At 52.1% G+C, this 19,704-nt stretch carries 14 protein-coding genes and 1 tRNA gene; 10 read left to right on the top strand and 5 right to left on the bottom strand.

Annotation, left to right across the window (positions count from 1 at the left end):
* Window positions 1-10: 10 nt before the first annotated feature.
* Together petB and R8G34_11240 are read left to right on the top strand one after the other, a co-directional pair.
* On the top strand, window positions 11-1,339 hold the full coding sequence (gene petB / locus R8G34_11245) for a cytochrome b (GenBank protein MDW3223443.1): 1,329 nt from the start codon (window positions 11-13) through the stop codon (window positions 1,337-1,339).
* Window positions 1,340-1,352: 13 nt separating this feature from the next.
* Complete coding sequence (locus R8G34_11240; protein ID MDW3223442.1) at window positions 1,353-2,141, top strand: cytochrome c1; 789 nt, start codon at window positions 1,353-1,355, stop codon at window positions 2,139-2,141.
* Window positions 2,142-2,845: 704 nt separating this feature from the next.
* On the opposite strand, the gene R8G34_11235 is transcribed toward R8G34_11240, so the two are convergent.
* The 3 genes from R8G34_11235 to dapF form a co-directional block, all read right to left on the bottom strand.
* Window positions 2,846-3,520 (bottom strand): Crp/Fnr family transcriptional regulator, encoded by a 675-nt coding sequence (locus R8G34_11235; GenBank protein ID MDW3223441.1) that lies wholly within the window; start codon window positions 3,518-3,520, stop codon window positions 2,846-2,848.
* A gap of 349 nt (window positions 3,521-3,869) precedes the next feature.
* Complete coding sequence (gene mtaB / locus R8G34_11230; GenBank protein ID MDW3223440.1) at window positions 3,870-5,123, bottom strand: tRNA (N(6)-L-threonylcarbamoyladenosine(37)-C(2))-methylthiotransferase MtaB; 1,254 nt, start codon at window positions 5,121-5,123, stop codon at window positions 3,870-3,872.
* Window positions 5,120-5,953, bottom strand: coding sequence for a diaminopimelate epimerase (gene dapF, locus R8G34_11225; protein ID MDW3223439.1), 834 nt, complete (start codon window positions 5,951-5,953; stop codon window positions 5,120-5,122). Before dapF ends, mtaB begins: the two co-directional genes overlap by 4 nt.
* A 106-nt stretch (window positions 5,954-6,059) precedes the next feature.
* On the opposite strand from dapF, the gene R8G34_11220 reads away from it, so the two are divergent.
* The 7 genes from R8G34_11220 to R8G34_11190 all read left to right on the top strand — a co-directional run bounded on the left by R8G34_11220 (window position 6,060) and on the right by R8G34_11190 (window position 15,689).
* Window positions 6,060-6,135 (top strand) — tRNA-Lys (locus tag R8G34_11220).
* Between the two features lie 404 nt (window positions 6,136-6,539).
* Entirely contained in the window at window positions 6,540-9,029 is a 2,490-nt protein-coding gene (locus R8G34_11215) for a hypothetical protein (protein MDW3223438.1), read from the top strand.
* Window positions 9,030-9,132: 103 nt separating this feature from the next.
* Entirely contained in the window at window positions 9,133-10,008 is an 876-nt protein-coding gene (locus tag R8G34_11210; protein ID MDW3223437.1) for a hypothetical protein, read from the top strand.
* Window positions 10,009-10,256: 248 nt separating this feature from the next.
* Window positions 10,257-12,368, top strand: a complete 2,112-nt coding sequence (locus R8G34_11205) for a hypothetical protein (GenBank protein ID MDW3223436.1) — start codon at window positions 10,257-10,259, stop codon at window positions 12,366-12,368.
* Between the two features lie 35 nt (window positions 12,369-12,403).
* Window positions 12,404-12,979 carry an isoprenylcysteine carboxylmethyltransferase family protein gene (locus R8G34_11200; GenBank protein ID MDW3223435.1) on the top strand — a complete coding sequence of 192 codons (576 nt, stop codon included), beginning with the start codon at window positions 12,404-12,406 and terminating at the stop codon, window positions 12,977-12,979.
* A gap of 289 nt (window positions 12,980-13,268) precedes the next feature.
* Window positions 13,269-14,417 (top strand): helix-turn-helix transcriptional regulator, encoded by a 1,149-nt coding sequence (locus tag R8G34_11195; GenBank protein ID MDW3223434.1) that lies wholly within the window; start codon window positions 13,269-13,271, stop codon window positions 14,415-14,417.
* A gap of 72 nt (window positions 14,418-14,489) precedes the next feature.
* Window positions 14,490-15,689, top strand: a complete 1,200-nt coding sequence (locus tag R8G34_11190; GenBank protein MDW3223433.1) for a hypothetical protein — start codon at window positions 14,490-14,492, stop codon at window positions 15,687-15,689.
* Between the two features lie 497 nt (window positions 15,690-16,186).
* Here R8G34_11190 and R8G34_11185 read toward each other — a convergent pair whose 3' ends face one another.
* Both R8G34_11185 and R8G34_11180 read right to left on the bottom strand, forming a co-directional pair.
* Window positions 16,187-17,206 carry an IS110 family transposase gene (locus tag R8G34_11185; GenBank protein ID MDW3223432.1) on the bottom strand — a complete coding sequence of 340 codons (1,020 nt, stop codon included), beginning with the start codon at window positions 17,204-17,206 and terminating at the stop codon, window positions 16,187-16,189.
* A 383-nt stretch (window positions 17,207-17,589) separates the two neighbouring features.
* Entirely contained in the window at window positions 17,590-18,540 is a 951-nt protein-coding gene (locus R8G34_11180; GenBank protein MDW3223431.1) for a LysR family transcriptional regulator, read from the bottom strand.
* A gap of 92 nt (window positions 18,541-18,632) precedes the next feature.
* On the opposite strand from R8G34_11180, the gene R8G34_11175 reads away from it, so the two are divergent.
* A complete protein-coding gene (locus R8G34_11175) occupies window positions 18,633-19,697 on the top strand; it encodes a maleylacetate reductase (GenBank protein MDW3223430.1) in 1,065 nt (354 codons plus the stop codon).
* Window positions 19,698-19,704: the final 7 nt, after the last annotated feature.

The raw sequence follows: 19,704 nt of genomic DNA, 5'->3' as shown, positions 1-19,704 counted from the left end.
GAGAAACCTTATGGCTGGAATTCCTCACGACCATTACGAGCCGGCAACCAATGGCGAAAAATGGCTACACCGCCGTCTTCCCATCGTTGGCTTGATGTATGACACCTTGATGATCCCAACTCCGAAGAACCTGAATTGGATGTGGATTTGGGGGATCGTCCTGACCTTTGTACTGGTGTTGCAAATTGTCACCGGCATTGTACTTGCAATGCACTATACGCCGCATGTCGATCATGCTTTTGCGTCTGTCGAGCACATCATGCGCAACGTGAACGGTGGCTATATGCTGCGATACCTGCACCAAAACGGCGCGTCTCTTTTCTTTGTCGCCGTCTATGCGCATATTTTCCGTGGCCTTTATTACGGTTCATACAAAGCGCCGCGTGAGATCACATGGATTATTGGAATGCTCATTTATCTAATGATGATGGGCACCGCGTTCATGGGCTATGTGTTGCCTTGGGGGCAAATGTCCTTCTGGGGTGCGACAGTGATCACTGGATTGTTTGGCGCCATTCCTTTCATTGGGGATACGCTTTTGACGTGGCTGCAGGGTGGTCCGGCGGTCGATAACGCCACGCTGAACCGTTTCTTTTCACTGCACTATCTGCTGCCCTTCGTGATTTTAGGGCTCGTAGTCGTGCACATCTGGGCATTCCACACAACCGGGAACAACAACCCGACAGGCGTGGAAGTGCGGCGCACATCCAAGGAAGAGGCAGAAAAAGATACCCTGCCATTCTGGCCCTATTTCGTGATAAAAGACCTGTTTGCATTGGCCGTGATCCTCGCTGTTTTCTTTGCGGTCGTTGGATTTATGCCCAACTATCTCGGTCACCCGGATAACTACATCGAAGCGAACTCTCTCGTAACGCCGGCGCACATCGTACCCGAATGGTATTTCCTTCCGTTCTACGCGATTTTACGCGCCTTCACGGACGAAGTGTGGGTTGTTCAAATTGCGTCATTCGTGACCGCCGGTATCATCGATGCCAAGTTCTTTGGGGTTTTGGCGATGTTTGGTGCGATCGTTGTGATGGCGCTGGCGCCCTGGCTGGACACTTCGTCGGTCCGTTCTGGCCGTTACCGTCCGATGTTTAAGTGGTGGTTTGCACTATTGGTCGTCGATTTCTTTGTGTTGATGTGGGTTGGTGCGCGACCGGCCGAAGAACCGTACAATACAATTTCGTTGATAGCGTCGACGTATTGGTTTGCGTATTTCCTCGTCGTCTTGCCGCTTCTCGGAGTTTTCGAGAAACCAGTAGCGCAACCGGAAACGATCGAAGAAGACTTTACGTCGCATTACCCCAAGACTTCCGACGCCACGCCTGCTGAATAAAGGACCAATGATTATGTTCAGAACAATCACACTTAGTGCTGTGGCGGCTTTCGGGTTGGCCACGGCGGGTCTGGCAGCGGGTGCCTACGACACGCACATCGAGGACTTTGACTTCTCGTTCGAGGGTCCATTCGGGAAGTACGATCAGAACCAACTGCAGCGCGGTCTGCAGGTTTACACTGAAGTATGCTCTGCTTGTCACGGTCTCAAGTTCGTGCCCATACGGTCGTTGTCCGAAGAGGGCGGCCCCGCCATGCCAGAGGATCAGATCCGCGCATATGCTGAGAACTTTGAAGTATTTGACGCGGAACTTGACGATTTTCGTACGGCACGTCCGGCCGATCATTTCCCCGAGTCTGGGCTCGAAAATGCACCAGATCTGAGCTTGATGGCAAAAGCCCGGGCCGGGTTCCATGGACCTTACGGATTGGGGATCAACCAGTTCTTCAAGGGCATCGGCGGTCCGGAGTACATTGCGTCTTTGCTCACCGGATATACAGGTGAAGAAAAAGAAGAAGCGGGCGTGACGCTCTACGAAAACACAGCATTCCCGGGCGGGTGGATTTCGATGGCCCCGCCACTTTACGGGGAAGACGTGGATTTTGCAGATGGTCACGCAAATGACCTGCACCATATATCCGAGGACGTTTCGGCTTTCCTGATGTGGACCGCTGAACCCAAGATGATGGCGCGCAAGCAAGCCGGTTTTGTTGGCGTGGTGTTCCTGACATTGTTGTCTGTTCTGCTGTATCTGACGAACAAACGCCTCTGGGCACCCGTAAAAGGCAAAGAAACCAGCTGATCTTTTTAGTTTTCGACAGTTGAAAAAACCCCCCGTGCATCAGCGCGGGGGGTTTTCTGTCTGCGCCTCAGTCACGAAGGCTAATGACAGACCCTGGGGAGAGTGTGAAAAGGGTGGTCCATAGGCTCACGGTTAATTGGCAGCTAAAGCGTCTTTTGCCGTGAACTTTTTTATACCCTGCCGTAAAAATTGCTTCTACCAGATCGTTTGCCTCAAAATAAAAGGCAGTCACTTGTTATTGGTCACTACTAATAAGTTAACACTATATGAATAACGAATCGCGGTATGTGAACTGGATCACATTGGTTGGTGATTTGGCTTCAGGTGCCGCGCATTCTTTTTGACGCACGGATCCCAATCTGGCCTCCGTCACAAAGGAACCGATCCGAATTCTGAGTTTTGCGTAATTAACCACTTGCCTGACCTCAAAACCGGTTGTGTGTTTTATCGACCAGAGATTGGGTGACCCGAAATTCGCGATCAGCCTCAATGAGCCAAGCAATAACGGCTCTTACTTTGGACGTAGGTTGAGAGGTCTTCGAACGGTCGACGTCGTGTATCTTGTCGCGAGTCATAATGATGCGCTTTCTGCGTGTCTTTTCCAGAAAATACTGGAGATGTCAGGTTTGGACGGCGTGTCCTTGAATGCACCCAACATGACGCAAAATCGAATCATGGTCTGTGAAGCTGTTCACAGGCCGCTTCTAAATCTGATGTAAATCTGCCATCACTTGTAACGCTTCCCGATCGATAACCTGGACGCCGCCACGCGTGGCTTCGATAACCCCTGCACGTTTCCAGAGCGCGAGTGTCTTTGATACAGCTTCGCGGGTTGCGCCAACAAATTCGGCCAGTTCCGCTTGCGAAAGGGTCAGGGTCGATAACTGTTTTGACCCATCTATCGTCAAATACAGGATCTTCCGCGCCAACCGGGCCGGCATCGGCAAAAACACTTGCTCGTTCAGTTGGCTGCTCATCCAGCGCATACGCTCACCCGCCAGCTGAATCATGTCGATGCCAAGATCTGGCGCTGCCCGAATGGCACGCAACATGTCCGCGTTTTTCACACCGCGCAGGCGCGTCGGTTCCAGCGCGGTGACAGTCGCAGTTCGGGTTCCAGGGTCAAAAAGAGCGATTTCCCCGAAGAGCGCGCCCGGTCGCATGACGTCCAATGACAGCTTACGCCCTTCGCGTGACAAAACGCTGAACTCCAGCGACCCAGAAATGATCGCATAGAGTGTGTCACCATTGTCGCCCTGCTCGAAGAGCACTTCGCCTTCGGTGAGCTTTACCTCAGTTGCCACCGAGGCCATGAGGTTTGATAGATTTTTGGAAGCATGCGCCAAAAATCCGGTCTTTGGCAGTGTTACGGTTTCCATCTTACCCTCTTCCGGTTGCGGCCATCAAGCTTGACAGTAAGAGTAACTTGTCGATGACAGGGTTACAATTGAAACGGCTATTTCAAAGGTCCAAAGGGATCTGAACACCCGTTTGGCTCATCTTCTCGGTTTCTGAAGCCGCCTAAAATAGTATGCGGGAAACCTTTCAAGTCCCCGTTCTTCCAGAGAATAACGCTTTCCAACAAGGACAACGATACGTAGAGGATGTGGTGCGACACAGAAATCACAATGGTTTCCCGTCAATATCTCTGAGGCTCAGACTGGATGGGGCGGTCATCCGCCCAATCCGCCTCTCTTGGGACGCTGATATTAAATGCTTTTCACAGCATCAAACCAATAGAACGCCATCGGCTTGACCTTTGATGACAGCTGAAACGATGTCCCCTTCGCGTTGGGGTTGCTCGAAGCGGACTTCGCAAAACTGTTCTGTTCGCCCCATAAAGGGGTTCTCCATCAAAACTTGATGCTGTTGCCCCACTTGTTGCTTTAGATGTCTCAGGACCTGCGCTGCGCCAGCCGCGCGCAGTTGTTTCGCCCGTTCCTTGATCAATTTTCCGTCTACGGGCGGCATGCGGGCGGCGGGCGTCCCCGCCCGCGCTGAATACGGAAACACATGCAACCACGTCAGGTCGCATTCCGTCACCAAATTCAATGCATTTTCAAACATTGCGTCGGTTTCAGTCGGAAAACCTGCGATAATGTCAGCGCCAAATGTCATTTGCGGGCGGTGTTTGCGTGTCTCTTGTGTAAATGCAATGGCGTCATCGCGCAGATGCCGCCGTTTCATCCGCTTCAAGATCATGTCATCGCCATGTTGAAGAGATAAATGCAGGTGCGGCATCAGCCGTGGTTCCGTGGCGATGGCCAACATCAGATTGTCATCAACTTCAATGCTGTCAATCGAACTGATCCGCAATCTGGGTAGATCCGGAACAAGTCTGAGGATGCGCATGACGAGATCGCCGAGTCTGGGCGCGGCGGGCAGGTCCGCCCCCCAACTGGTCAAATCCACGCCTGTCAGCACAACCTCGTTGTATCCGGTATCGACCAGGCGTTTGATCTGGTCCACCACGACACCGGCCGGAACCGAACGGGAATTTCCGCGGCCAAATGGAATGATACAAAAGGTGCAACGGTGATCGCAGCCGTTCTGGACTTGTACATAGGCCCGGCTGCGGGTGCCAAACCCATCAATTAGGTGGCCTGCTGTTTCAGTCACGGACATGATGTCGTCGACCTGCACTCTTTCCGTCGTGCCGATGAAATCAGCCGCCAGTCCTCGCCAAGTCCCCCTCGTCATCTTTTCAGTATTGCCAATGACCGCATCAACTTCGACCATATTGGCAAAAGTTTCAGGTTCTGTCTGCGCCGCACAGCCAGTCACAATAAGCCGCGCATCAGGATTTGCACGCCGTAGTCTGCGAACATCCTGACGTGCCTTGCGCACCGCTTCGGCAGTGACTGCGCAGGTGTTTACCACTACTGCGTTTTCCAATCCCGCTGAAGCCGCAAGCTCTTTCATGGCTTCGGTTTCATAGGCGTTCAGGCGGCACCCCATTGTGGAGAAGACAGGTACACTCATGTCAAACCGTCCAGGAAATCTTGTGTCAGCGTACCCGAGAATACATGCGCCGTTGGCCCGGTCATCCAAACACCGTCCTCGCACCAATCAACAAGAAGGGTACCCCCGTCGAGATCGATCTGAACAGTACGGCCTGTGAGCCCAAGCCGCGCAGCTGCAACGGCGGTGGCGCAGCTCGATGAACCCGAAGCCAACGTGATACCGACGCCACGTTCCCAGACGCGCATTCGAATACGGTCCGGTTCAATGACTTGTGCCACCTGAACATTCGTACGTTCAGGGAAGAGTGGGTGATGTTCATGTGCCGATCCAAATGCTGTCAAATCAATCGCCATCACGTCGTCGACAAAGAAGGTGCAATGCGGATTACCCATCCCGGTTGCGACCGGTGCCCCTTCTATGGGCAGGGCCAGCGTGTCCATTTCATCGCTCAGCGGTATGTCATTCCAGCCAACCTGCGGATGCCCCATATTGACAGAAGTTGCGCCGTCACCAGCATCGCGTGCCTGCAAAACTCCGCGTGCAGTGTTCAGTCGCAAGGCGGTCTGCCCTGTCTCCTGCATGACATGCCGTGCAATGCAGCGCGTTGCATTCCCACAAGCTGCCGAAAAAGAACCATCCGCATTGTAGAAAGTGAGATGCAGATCGTCTTCGACCTGCGCCATAACAGCCATCTGATCGAAGCCAACACCGCGATGTCGATCACTCAAAGCCTGCGCCAGTGACGGTGTGACAACTATTCTTTCCGAACGCGCATCCAGAACGACAAAGTCATTTCCAAGCCCATGCATTTTCATGAAAGGCAAACCGATATGATCCTTGGCGCACATTCGGGCCGTATAAGCTGATGTGTTGAAACTATCCAGTGCGACGTTGCAAAAATGCTCAATAAGGACTTGACCCTGCCACTGCTCCTTTCTAAGTAAGCCGCTTAGTGGGCCTGTAGCTCAGTTGGTAGAGCAACTGACTTTTAATCAGTAGGTCTCCGGTTCGAACCCGGACGGGCTCACCAATAACACCTTATTGTGACGACTCGTGATGTTTGACCATTTTGGTCAAGTTTTTGGTCATTCGGGTCACTAACTATGGCCATTGACTGATTTTCGAGCGTTTTTGGAGTGCCTGACCGGTCCGGCAACTAGGCGGCTCAGGGGTTATTGCTCAAGGGGCGGAAAACAGTCATTCGCTGCAACAGCATCCTTTGGCCAAATCGTAATCAAAGCGGACATCGAAGCAAGCAAGCAAGCAAGCGCAGCGATGAAGAAGTCAGTCCGTTCAATCTGTCAGTCTTGCGCGCTACTGCACGCTGAGTAGCTTAACTTAACTAATGTTGAAGCAGTCAATCGCACAGGACCTATCGTAATTCGACGATCCAACAACTATATGTTGTGTTTAGGAGGCAAGAGGCGGGTAAATTTGATAGACCGATTTAAGATTTGGGCTGGTTCGAAGCCGTGGTACTGGAAGCTACGGACTAGGTTTGGAAAGCTCAGTTTCTTCATTGAGCGCTTCGCCTACAAACGAAGCGTGAATATTTCCAAGACGACGGCCAACACCCGTATCTTGGGGGCGTTCGCTTGGATTGGTGCCAAAAGCCTGTTTTGGGTGGTTTTGGCTCTGGGTGCATTGATAGCGACTGAGGATTTCGTCCGCAACAGTCGAACTTGGTTGCGCCCATTGAGTTCGGATGACAGAGACTTCAACATCGAACAGCTTAGGCTTTATGCGCAGATACTGACCGCGATATTCTCGATCTATTTTGCAACGATCGGAATCATTCTAAGTGCGGGGTACACCAAGCTACGGCGCGACATCATTTATATGCTCACCAATGAGCAGGTGGGTAGTGTATATGCTCGTGTGCTTGTGTTGGCCGCGATGTTCTGCTTGGCGGCAACGACCTTGCCTATGGTTGGATTTCAGCCAGGGTTATTTGTCTACATTGCTGGGACAATTTTAACCTTACTAAGTGCAATGGCGCTGTTCCCACTTGGGCAGCGGCTATTCAATTTCTTTGATCTCAACTTACTTGTTCACAGCGAAATACTTCCTGATATCGCACGTCACATCGAAGGTGCAGCAAACCCCAAAAAGTCGCGATCTCTGGCAAATCATCATTCGATGTCTGCTCGAACATCGCTGGAACAGCTTTCGTATATTGATGATCGCGTAAAGGCTGACAGACAAAGCCTTCAAGACAATCTGCCAGCTCTGACCAGCGACTACACCAGTCTGCTTTTGCACTACCTCGGCCAGAAGCACAGAATTGATGGCGATAGCTATTGGTTTCCACGGAAAAGCCACCACAAGCAGTGGTTTTTCGCGGATGATAGTGCAACATCAATGGCACTCCAAACCAGTAGCCAGCAAATGTTGGTCGAAGAAAAAACCAACCATGAGTGGTTGGAGAACGAAATTGTAGAGAAACTGGCGGACCACGTTGAGGCCGCTTTCATCGTGCGTGATTACGATCTTGCCTTACGTTTGCTTGGCCGTTTTGCCGTACGCGCATCTGCCTACGCAGATCAATTTCAGTTCCACCTTGGCATGCGGGAGCTCAAGAAATTCAAGTCTCTGATCGAGGCGGCTTTGTCTGCACCGGTCGAGGGGGACGAGAAGCTGGCGGACATGACAAGCATTGGTCTTGCAGATACATGGGCCGCTCTTGGCAGCAATCTCTGTTTAGAGACTCTTCGCCGGATGATCACCTTTGAGAAGGAGTTGAAAAGCTTCTTTGATGCAGATGACTGGAGTGAAGATGCGCTCCACAAGCTTCCAGCATTTCTGCAAGTGGATCTGGCGTTCATAGTCGAACGAATTGATTTCGAAATCGCGGTCGAAGGACGGCGTCTTTCCCAGCCCAAGTATGTTCAACAGTTGGCGGTGCAGAAACTGCTTCAACACTATGAGAAAATTTTGCCTCAAATCTGTGAGTTCCATCACGAAATGATCCCAGACTTCGTCGCCGCTTTGAAGAAGTTGAAAATGACGGAGGCGGCAACACAGGTCGTTCTAGGAAGCCTGCATAGCCACTGGAAACTCCCACGTTGGTTCGACCAAATAGCTGCATTGGCGGAACGTTACCAGGCGTTTGAACACCATAAGGAAGAGCAATATTCGCTTCCTAAGTCCGATCCTAGTGAGTTGGTCAAGAAGATCGAGGCAGCACACGAAGAGGCTTTGGCTGCGCTTGCGGACGGCGCGACAGTGGCACACATTTTTGAACCGCCCGGAAGCGAAGAGCTACCGGATCACTTCGGCCAGATCTACTTCGAACTCGCTGAAGCTTGTATCAATGCGCTTCAGCAGAATGACGAAGCAAAATTGAACAAGGTTTTGCTAATGTTCATGACGCTCGCGTTCTTGGCGGCGGACCATAGGTTTGTTGATCCGTCGCTGGAGATTAACGACGAATTTCGGCTTCATCTCATTTCCACCGTGATCAATGACCTAACCTCGGTCTTGGGATTTGCTATTCTCTATGGCGCGTATTTCGAGAATGATGCGTTGGCCAACGGCGCGTTGGCTAAGTTTGATGAGTGGATAGCGCGTGCCGAAGACAAGCAGCTATACCTCCGAAGAATGGTGCTGATCTCCAACCCTCGTACCTTCAGTATGAGTGCGTCTCCTCGTGGGCTGATCCGTACGAGCTGGAAAATCTTGTTTGAAGGAATGGCGCGGCAAGATGGTTTTGGAAGTCGAATGGGGATGAGCTGTGGGAAGCCACATCCGAACAACACAGTACGTTCGTTTTTAGACACGCACGCGGACGCGTCACATCTCTTCTTCGCTCAGCACATCATGCCAGACCTGGACGATTCCGATTTCGAAGTAGAGCATCAGATCGCCAGCCTTGTTCGCCGCCTCGAGCAAGAAGATGAAGAGGTCCTAGATGAAGTTCACTAGATCAAAACCGCTAGTTCATTTTCATAATAGCCACGCGCAGACCGGGTTCCTTGATCGCATTTTCGTTGGGAACGAAAGGGAAGGGCCTGATTTCAATCGGCGAATGTTTGACGAAGACTTTTCCATGATTTTTCATTATTCCAACCGCAATGGAGGAGATCTCTTCCAACTTACCACCAACAACGAAGGCTTGACCGAGCGACTTTTCGCAAACGTTCACACACAATATGGACCGCATAACCTCGATGAGACCATTCGCGAGTGGACAGAAGAAATTGCCAACTCACTTATCTGGGCTGGCAAAGCATTCTATCATCTTGGAGAGGACCCGGAATCCGACGATGTTCACATTAGTTCATTTGGGCCTAGTGGTGTTTCGACGGTATTCGGCCTAACATTCCAGTGGTTGCCGCGCCGTACTGAACGACACTGGGACCGCGATGATGAAGAAAAGTCGCGAGAAATCCGTTTTCTCGATAGGCGCAAGCTCCTCCGCTTCAAAATGCCAAAAGTGCTGCGCAAGATGTTGTTTAGGCAAAACAAAACGTTGGCGGTGCTGGACAAACATCAACACGGAACAATCAACCTGCATCCGCAGGCGACACACGAAAATCCTAATCCGACTAACCACTTCGACTTTAGCGTTTGGCGAAATGCTCAAGATCTTGCGTTGTACCGAGCAACGCGAGCAACAGGATGGAACGGTCGAAAGCATGATGGGTCTAAGCGTTCAGATTTCTTCGATTGCCATCGACTTATTCGATTTCGTCGTAACCAACTCATACTCAGAGACGACATTCTGAAACAGTTGGGCTTGGAACTTACACGAGTTGGGAAGCATTTCAGCGCCCAATATGACGTGAGAGTTAAAGCGAACGAACAATTGCCTAGCGTAGAACAGCTGGATGAACTGGAAGCGCGTTTGTCAGGTGAGGAAGCCGCATTTTCAGAAGTCGTCGACTTTTGTTACAAGACCTGAAGTCGCGGGTGTTCCTTAGACATGCGTGCGCCCCGCGCCGAGCGGCAGCAATGACGGGCTGCGCTGCAGCATCTTGAGTGGTAGTTTAACCTCCGGATCGGGCCGTTCCGTAAACTTAGTTTTCCCAATCGACAAAGCTTCAAAATTGAAGCAGCTACCTTCTTTGACGTTGGCTTAGTCACCAGCCGCCCAGTGCCGCTGAAACGCGGTCACAGGACACCTGCCGGTTGTTTGTATAGGATTTGTATATGTCACTGATTCTTTTTCTGCTGATTTTTGTTGGTTGCTGGTGTTTTGCCAGATTTTGGCCGAACAACATCGACACGAAAACTGGGCGATACAAACAAATCGTACTGGATGAACTGGCCTCTTTGTTCGGGGCGGTGAGTCTTGCATTGGCAGTCTTGGTCGCCATTCACTGGACTATCAGCTCCTACGTTTCGAGTTCTCAAACACGCATTCAAAAGATCATCGAAATTGAAGCCATGCTGGATAGATGGAACGCATATGCCGTATCATTTGCCCTAAGTGTTTGGGTTTACGTTGCTGTTTTCGTAATGCTTTTTTCGATGACGCTGTGCCAGATTATTGCGGGTACGACAGCCACCGAGGGAAGCGCAAACAACAGTTTTATTGTGAAGATCGCAAAGGCCATCGGGACATATCGGCGCCGACTTTCGCAAGCAAAGATCATTCTTCTTGTTCTCGCCAGCTTTACCTTCCTTGGGACGCAAGCGGCGCCCCTTAGCGATATCGCCAAAGCCGAAATTGCCCGCGCAGACCAGGGTCTCGTCGAAGCACATGAAGCTTTGGAGGAAATTGCGGTTCGGATAGCACTTTTGGCCGAGATCAATGAAGAATTGGACGAGATTTCGCCAAGCCATCCACAACCTCGCCGGTGGTCAAAACGGCCGGGTGGGCCAAGGCAACCATTCATTGAGATCAGAAAACTGATTGATTTAGTCCCGCCCCCACAAGCACGCAGTCAGGATACTGTATTGGAGTGGGTAAGAGAGCAGGAGAGCGAAGACCGATCTAAGCGCACTCTTGGACAAAAACACTCAAACGACGTGTCTGATCGAAAGCGCGTTTTGCGCAATCCGGTCATTGTGCAAACCCAGTCAAACAATGAAAGCAAAATTCGGATAGATTTGCGCGGTAGGGATCGTTCCCTTGCCGAAACAACAAATGCAGAGATCGATATCCTGAGATATGAGGCCGCCAACACCTTGAACGCTTCCATGAAAGGGGAAGCGACTACCAGACCGCTTAGTCGAAAGTCCCTGGAAAGTATCCCGACGCCTTCACTGCAACCTTCGGAGTACCTCTACCGGGCATTGGTTGAGACATCTGCAGAGGCAAGCCTTGATCCAACCCGCTTGACAGTTCTTGAGTCTGTAGCCGCGGAACTGCCGCTATCCGCGCTGCTGATCGATGCAGTTTCCAGCATTGCACGAGACCTGGCTACAGAACGCAATTGGGAGACCCTTCGATTGCCGCTCAATGTACTGCAAGGCAAGTCCGAAAGCGCAAATGCATGGATTCAGAATCGCGTAGCTGCTCTTCGCTCAAAATTATCGGTCCGTTTGGCCGGGCCTTTGAAAGAAGAGGCAAAGCGTGTTGCCCAACAAATGGATGCCGAAAAGACGGTTCTGGAACGCACCCGCACTTGGCACGAAACCTTGGAACGTCAGGCCGAGAAGGATGTGACGCTCAGGCTCGCACAGCTCAGGAAACTGGCCGAAGCCAAGTTCGCCGGGCAATGGAACACCAAGCTTGTCGAGTTGGGCAAGGCCCGTCTCTTGGCGCGTCCTTCAACGAATGCGCTTGAACAAGCGCTAAAAGCAAACGACTTCGAACTCTACATGGAGGAATTCCTGAGGTCTGGGAAATTGCCGAATAGGCTGGGGCTTCCTGAAATAGAACGCTCCCCAGAGGCACAACGTCTGGAAGACCTGATAGATGAGCTAAAAAGGCCCAATCCACGCATATTCGACCCTGATAGTTTGGGAAGACCAGATCTGAAAAGCTTGACCGAGAAGGCGCTCGATATCAGCATGGCCGAGGCGTATCAGCAAATCGAACAGAAGATATCAGAGCTTTCATCGCCTTTTGAGAAGGTAGCAACGATAGATGCGCTCGAGGCACGCGTGACTTCTCTGTCGATCGGTGAAGCCGCAGCGGCCGCCTTCATAATCACTGCCGCAAGGAAGATGGGGCTCAGAAAGGTTGCAACCACAGCCGGCTATGTGCCCGCAATCAGACCCGATGTATTCGGCAACAACCGGTCTACGTCTTCGAGGCCAAACAGCACATCGACACGCTCAACCTATCGACCAGCCATCAGAGTTCCTAGATGAAGATCTCCGGACACAAATTTCACAAATATGAAAATATGCTGAGCTGGATACTTGCGGTGGCTTGGTTCGCTTTTGCCGTGTTTGCGGTGCGCGAGGGGGTGCTGCTGGACAGTCCCGTCCACGTGATCTTTTTCACGCTCAATATCCTGATTGCAGTTTTGTATGCAATTCGCATGCCGCCGAAAGCCTATCCCAAAAGCTATTTCCCGCATGTTCTGGCCGTGCTGGGAACCTTCTATGTTTTCGGGTTCGATCCGACTGCTGTAGACAGAGGTTGGCCGGTTTTGGCCACCGTATTGATGTGTTCGGCAGGCCTCTTCGCCATCTGGGCGGCGGTCTCACTTGGAACGTCATTTGGATTGCGTCCGGTGTTAAGGGAGGTCAAAACCGATGGGCCATATCGTTTGGTCAGACATCCACTGTATTGCAGCTATGTGGTTATGGATATGGCGGAAGTCCTTGGCCATCCGACTTTTTGGAACGCAGGCGTCGCCGTCATCGGGTTGGGGCTGTTGCGATGGCGCGCCGTGGAGGAGGAGAGAGTTCTGTTGGTCGATGCTGCTTACAGAACATATCGAAACCGCGCATGCGGGGGCTTGTTCTTGCAATAACGCGACGCGGGCCTTTGTCTCGACTACGGGAGCGGGATTGCGCTAGTCTGCGAGTTTTGCACACGACTTGGAACAAGTCTGCTGACTTTGAGCCTATCATTCGTGTCTGGCTGTTAACCAATTGATCAGGGTTTGCTTAGCAAAGGAGCTGAAGCGAATGGTCGCTAAGCGGACTGCGACTGCAGCATCCAGAGGGTGTATCCAAGGTCGGCTTTGGGCCGGACCGAAAATGCCACTTTGGATGGGTGGCGTCATGCAACCCACTTAACCTAAGAGAGTGCGAACGTAGATGGATGCTAAAGGCTATCAAGCAATCGAACTAATTTACGACACGGCGGTCAACCCTGGGAGCTGGCGTCGTGCTCTAGATGCGACGGCAACTGCTATCGAAGCTAAGGCCATCGCATTGGTGATACGTGGCAAGAAAGCGGGATCAAAAGACTTAACGATGATGTCTAGTGTTTATCTAGATTTTTCTCGCACACCTGCGGGTTGGTACTATGGTGCTTGGCTTTCGCGGATGCAGAACCAAGACTGGGATTTTCTCCAGGCCCAGCCTCCTCACCAACCGATACCTGATTTGGACACAGGGTATTCAGCCGATACCCTCGATGCCCGCAAAGACTATGAATTTCTCAGGAGAAGAACAGGTGTTGCACGACGACTTGGGGTTCGTTTGAACGCGGACTCTGTCTGGTTTGACGCGATGAGCATTGGTTTTGATCAGCAGGAGCTCGAGGTACCCCTTTCCGCAAATGAAAGGTCAAGAGCCTTGCTTCCTCATTTGACAAAGGCTCTCGAAATTGGTCGCGTTTTTGCCCTTCTAAAAGCTCGATATAAGGCTACGCTTTCCGCATTGGATCAGGTGCAGGCAGGAATTGCCATTGCACTGCCGGATGGGCAGGTCATCGTCAAGAATACCGAGGCTGAGAGAATCCTGGGGCTAAAGGATGGTATTGTGCTAACTGGAGGCGGTAGGATTGTTACCTCTGATCCTGATGTAACCGCCAAAATTCGAAATCACATCCACGACGTGGGCTCTACCGCTCAGGGTCAGGCTAATCGACATGAGTCCTTGGTTTCAGTTGTGCGCCCGTCAGGCCTAACACCGCTTCTGTTGGATATCGGTCCTATCAGTGACAGTAAAGCTGAGTTGGAAAGGGGGCTAGACGGCGCACTTGTCACGATCATTGATCCCGAACGAATTCCATACCTTCGATTGGATCGATTCACAGAGCTCTACGGTTTGACCCAAGCAGAATCTGATGTCTGTCGATGGATTGCCGACGGCGCAAGCATTGCAGAAATAGCCGAACGGCGAGGTACAAGTCGTGCGACCGCAAAAAACCAAGTATCCATGGTACTCTCAAAGGCAAGGGTTAGCAGTCGAATAGAGCTCTTGCGGCTGATCCTCCGCGTGCTGCCTCCAGTAGCTTGAGATCGATCAAGATAACCCTACTGGGCATAAAAGATACAAAAATTTGCGTGTCATGAGCCAAATGGCTCATGAATGAAATTGCCAATTCGGTATTTTTTTGTGTTGAAATCTCAAAATATTGTATCGGAGGCTTTGAAATTGAATGTTTTTGCAAACGTAATTATCGGGTTGGCGATCTTTCCCGGCATTGCTCAATCTCAGGTTATTGATTGTGGACAGGTCCTATCAGAGAAAGTCATCAACACACGAAGCATGGAACTTAGCGAGCGAATCATCGCTGGCATGAAATCCGACATCTGCAATCGAACTTTCGATAGTAAGGGCCAGGTCACTGAGAAGCTAAGGTCAGGCGGTTGGGGACTTGAGCTGTTTGATATTTTTGATAACTCGTTGGTGGATACCAAGCAGTCTAGCGAAGGAAGCTATTCCGTCCAACGGACTCGGTTTTGCAGTCAATCCACTGCTGATTTGTCGCGATCTTTAGGTTCAAACTACCAAGAACGGAATGGGCGATTTGCGCTGCAAGCCTTCGAAGCTTGCGTACAACGAACATCTGCCAGCCTAGCCTATCTCGAATACAATCTTGTTGGCGTTGGCGCAGATCAAATTGTCGAAGCGCAAATCCATAGAAGGGTCGGGGGTACTCAGACCAACTTGTCCTTCGATATTCAGGGCATATCTCATTTACCCGAAACCGCAGGTGTTTCCTGTAAGATTGCGTCACAACCCATACCGGAAGGGCTGAGCCCCGAACAACCAATCAAGGCAACTTCAACCCCTATAGCGGTGTCGTGCGCACGCCAGACTGACGTCAACACGACGACCACTGTTCAAACCAGTCTAGGCTCTTTCACAATTGTTTCGCCATCGAAAGCGGAAGACGCGCGCTTGAGAGAATTTGAGGCTTTGAGCTCTGAGCTTGCGGTCTCTCAGAAGAAAGCCGTCCAGTTACAAGACTCGCTTAGTGATGAGCGTAAGCAAGTTGGCGATCTTAGTCAGAGAGTGTCTCAACTTGAACAAGACAAAGTTGTTCTCGCGCGGCGCCATAACGCACAACTCTTTACAGTCTATAACGGAGACAATCCTGGCGGCATTGTTCACGACATTCATGCACCTTGTGGGACGAATTGGGGTACGCCGGACTATCGAGGGTATGGGCAGGCGCAGTGTCGAGCCCGCAACCTAGAGCTGTGGGCAATTCGTGTTGTATCTTCGTTTTCAGGTGGACAATGCGGGCACACTTCATTCGCTCTGTTGTGTCAGGGGAGATAAATCGACCTCGACAGGCGGAAGTTCAGAGCTGCCCGCTCTTCGTTTAAGCGTATCGGGAATGTAGGAAAACGGACGGCGGCATCGTTCCGCAGAAGGTCTGTTTTGTCCTGCGATCTGTGAGTTCTCCGGCCTTGAGATTTTGCGCCTGCGGCGAATGTCTGCAAAGCGGGCTGCGACTGCAGCATGGAGCGCTGGATTGAATGTCTTCTGTGGGTGGCTCCTGCATTGCAAGAGTTTTTTAGCTATTTGCGCGGTCGTTTCGTCAGTACTGTCGTCTGTCCGGCCTGTTTATGTTTTGGCATTGCCTCCACTGGCCCTCCCTCTCGTGCATTGCTGCGCAATGCCCTGCCGGGCAGTGGATGAATTCCGCGAGCGAGGTTCCAATCGGCTTATCGACCTCAGAGGGCCGAAGACATTCCCGGAGTGTCCTTGCTCTTGGTTGAGTTACTTCCGCATCATCACTTCAACGTCTTGCATCTCGTGGGCAGTCTGCGCGGTCAGAACGCTGACTGCCGGTATTCTTGTTTCTTTGTCAGCATCGCCCAGATGGAACGCGCTGCCTTGTTTGCCATCGCGACTGTTGCCAGCCGAAACGGTTTGTCGGCAATAATCTTGGCTGTCCAGAGATCGACTTTCTCTGGCGACCGTTTTGCCATGACCGCGCGCGATGTCATACCCACAACCAACAGCTTTCGAATGTAGCGATCCCCCTGCTTGGTGATCTTGCCCAGTTTCTCCTTGCCGCCGCTCGACTTGTTGAGCGGGGTGAGGCCCAGCCAGGCGGCCAGATCTCTTCCTGTTCGGAACTGATGCGCATCGCCGATAGTGGCGACAATCGCTGAGGCCGTGATCGGCCCGATCCCCGGCATGCGCATCAACCTGCGCGCATCTGCGTTCAGCAAGGCATGTTGCTCGATCATCTTGGAGTATCCGTCGATGCGCTCGTTCAGGCCGATGAACTGATAGCACTGAATGCCGAGCATGCCGGTCGCGATCTCCGGCATGTCCGGGTGATCCCCTGCCAAGTGACGCTTCGCAAAAGCCGTCACCGCTTCGATCCCAATGGGCAGAATATGGCCGAACTCGCGCAGCAGGCTGCGGATCATATTGGCCAGCTGGGTGCGCTGCCGGACGGCCAGGTCGCGCGTGCGATGGATCGAGAGGATAGCTTGCTGGTCCTCCGTCTTGATCTCGACGAAGCGCATGGTTGGGCGTCGAACTGCCTCGCATATTGCTTCCGCATCAACCGCGTCGTTCTTGCCCCGCTTCACATACGGTTTGACGTAACCAGCGGGCATGAGCTTCACATCATGGCCGAGCGTGCGCAGCTGACGGCCCCAATGATGGGATGAACCGCAGGCTTCCATGCCTACGACGCAGGGCGGAAGCGTCTCAAAAAAGGCCAGTAGCTTCGCGCGCTTGATCGGCTTGTTGAAAATAACCCGGCCGTTCTCAGAAATGCCGTGCACTTGAAAAACGTCCTTGGCCAAATCGAGGCCGACGGTCTTTACTGTCATTGGGTGGCTCCTTTCCTAGCAGTCGTTGATAACTGCACTTTGGCACATTCGATGCCGGTGGAGCAGGGGCCACCCACCTCATCCTCTAAGGGCCGTCCGTGACAACACGATTTGGGCAAATCCGGTAAGATACTGCGACAGATCTATTGGCTGCTGCGAGCCCATACCGCTCAATTGCTAAATCGCAGCTAAAGTCCGTATTCGAGAATGGTGGCTTTTCTCTAGCGGTCCCTAGCTCACTCCGAACTTCAGCATGGTAATAGCTTTCGGCAGTGCATCTTCCTGAAAGCGAACGTAATCCAACGACGCAGAGCACACTTCGTTTGAAGACCATATCTGTTGTTTTGTTATCAATCGGTCAGCGGCAAAATACTAAGATACACTTATTCGCGCCAGACTAAATCGCGACCCTTCTCATCGATCCTTTGAGCCAGACTCGAAAACTCTGTCTCGAGAAACTTTTGGAACCTCTTTACCGCCGGACGCGCCACACGATCATTGCGCCACAAGAACCCTAGTTCTCGGGTTGGATGCTCAAGCTTCACTGGCAGCGCTGTGATCGTCTTTGTGTGAGCCTGCATGAAAACGACAGAGTAAGGCAATACCGTCAAGGATTCCGATCCTGCCATGACACTGATAATCGAGGTCAGCGATCCCCCAGTAAAACTCACTCGAAAATCTTTGATACCGATACTCCCCAACGCATTTTTCAGATCGGCATAAAGCGGACTACCGGCGGGGGGTGCGATCCAAGGGTAAGGTGCAATATCAGATAGTTTAAAAGCTGACTTTCGGGCGAGTGGATGAGATGGCGCACACGCGATGACATTGCGGCCGCGCAGTATCGGCTGGAACGACAAACTTGCTGGTACGCTGTCCGGGCGAACAGGGCATATGGCGAGATCAATGTTCCCTACATTCAGCTGCTCGGTCAATTCATCAAGATACCCATATGTTTGATGAATGGCGACGTCTGGAAAGGCTGTCTGAAAGCTGGCGATCATATTTGACACCACGCCATCAATAAAAATCGGCGTACCGGCGATCCGCGCTGTCCCCGCTTTGCCACCCGAATGCAGTTCAGCTGCGTGTTGAGCTGCGATACTTGCAGCACCGATCACCCGCCCTTGCTCTGCGAGTGAATGACACAACTCAGTTGCACGCAGCGGGCGCTTTCCTTTTTCGAACAAACGCGAGCCAAGACGCTGTTCTAGCATTGCAACTGTGCGCGAGAGACTGGGTTGTGATTTGTTTAAAGCGCTCGCGCCCTCTCCCAATCCGCCGGAATCAATGATCGCTGCAAGCATATGGAGGTGATTTGGGTCAATTTTCATACCATTGAGTTATATTGATTGTCATTAATTGGATCAATACGTCAATCTTGATGGTCTAGTGTCCTCTTAAGTCAAATCGGGGAGGACGCACATTGGCCCAGCCAGCTCAAGCTACAGAACCTGACGTTCGTGTTGTTTTTGGCGCTGGTGTCCGCGCAACGATTGCAGCGGAAACCGGCCGTCTTGGTGCCACGAAAGCCTTAGTCCTAGCCACACCACAGCAGTGTGATGCAGCCTTGGAAATCGCAGAACTTTTGGGGCCGTCGGCTGTTGGGGTGTTTTGCAAAGCCGCGATGCATACGCCCGTTGATGTGACGAATGCAGCAATGGAGCATATCTCAGAAGTCGGTGCTGACTGCCTGATCGCGATTGGTGGCGGATCAACCACGGGTCTTGGTAAGGCGATTGCCTATCGCAACGATCTACCACAAATCACCATACCAACGACCTATGCAGGCAGCGAAGCAACTCCGATCCTCGGCCAGACCGAAGACGGCATCAAAACCACGCTGAGCGATCCGCGGGTTTTGCCCGAAGTGATCCTTTATGATGCCGAATTAGTTAGAACTTTGCCCGTCGCAATGACGGTGACCTCCGCGTTGAATGCGATGGCACACGCTGCCGAGGCGCTTTATGCAACCGATCGCACCACCGAAACGACCGAGCTTGCGATCACCGGTCTTCGTGCTTTCGCGGATGGCCTACCTGCGGTGCTTGCGAACCCCAATAATCTGGATGCGCGCGAGGCCACACAGCGCGGGGCGTGGGCCTGCGGTACTGTTTTGGGACAGGTCGGTATGGCCTTGCATCACAAGCTTTGCCACACTTTGGGAGGGTCGTTTAATTTGCCACATGCAGAGACGCACGCGATCATTCTACCGCACGCAATTGCCTACAATGCGCGCGCTGCCGCTGCCGAGCTTCAACCGATCTGCGATCTGCTGGGTGGTGAGAATGCGGGAACATCTCTTTATGAGTTCGCGAAGCGGATGAATGCGCCAACGTCTTTGCGTGACCTTGGCCTATCCCAGCAGGACCTCGACCGCGCCGCAGACCTTGCAACAACAAAACCTTACCCCAATCCACGGCCCGTAACGCGCACCGATATTCGCGCGCTTCTGCAAGCTGCTTGGGCTGGGCAAACACCAATCACTTAAAGCGAAC

Source organism: Paracoccaceae bacterium, assembly GCA_033344815.1.
In the GTDB taxonomy this organism is placed as follows: domain Bacteria; phylum Pseudomonadota; class Alphaproteobacteria; order Rhodobacterales; family Rhodobacteraceae; genus Roseobacter.
The sequence above is the reverse complement of the archived record's forward strand: the minus strand, read 5'-3'. Positions and strand labels throughout refer to the sequence as shown.

Coding starts and splice junctions, on each gene's coding strand:
- R8G34_11240 (MDW3223442.1), top strand. CDS start 1,353: ATGTTCAGAACAATCACACTTAGTGCTGTGGCGGCTTTCGGGTTGGCC.
- R8G34_11200 (MDW3223435.1), top strand. CDS start 12,404: ATGCTGAGCTGGATACTTGCGGTGGCTTGGTTCGCTTTTGCCGTGTTT.
- mtaB (MDW3223440.1), bottom strand. CDS start 5,123: ATGAGTGTACCTGTCTTCTCCACAATGGGGTGCCGCCTGAACGCCTAT.
- R8G34_11205 (MDW3223436.1), top strand. CDS start 10,257: ATGTCACTGATTCTTTTTCTGCTGATTTTTGTTGGTTGCTGGTGTTTT.
- R8G34_11210 (MDW3223437.1), top strand. CDS start 9,133: ATGTTTGACGAAGACTTTTCCATGATTTTTCATTATTCCAACCGCAAT.
- petB (MDW3223443.1), top strand. CDS start 11: ATGGCTGGAATTCCTCACGACCATTACGAGCCGGCAACCAATGGCGAA.
- R8G34_11185 (MDW3223432.1), bottom strand. CDS start 17,206: ATGACAGTAAAGACCGTCGGCCTCGATTTGGCCAAGGACGTTTTTCAA.
- R8G34_11180 (MDW3223431.1), bottom strand. CDS start 18,540: ATGAAAATTGACCCAAATCACCTCCATATGCTTGCAGCGATCATTGAT.
- R8G34_11235 (MDW3223441.1), bottom strand. CDS start 3,520: ATGGAAACCGTAACACTGCCAAAGACCGGATTTTTGGCGCATGCTTCC.
- dapF (MDW3223439.1), bottom strand. CDS start 5,953: ATGTGCGCCAAGGATCATATCGGTTTGCCTTTCATGAAAATGCATGGG.
- R8G34_11190 (MDW3223433.1), top strand. CDS start 14,490: ATGAAATTGCCAATTCGGTATTTTTTTGTGTTGAAATCTCAAAATATT.
- R8G34_11195 (MDW3223434.1), top strand. CDS start 13,269: ATGGATGCTAAAGGCTATCAAGCAATCGAACTAATTTACGACACGGCG.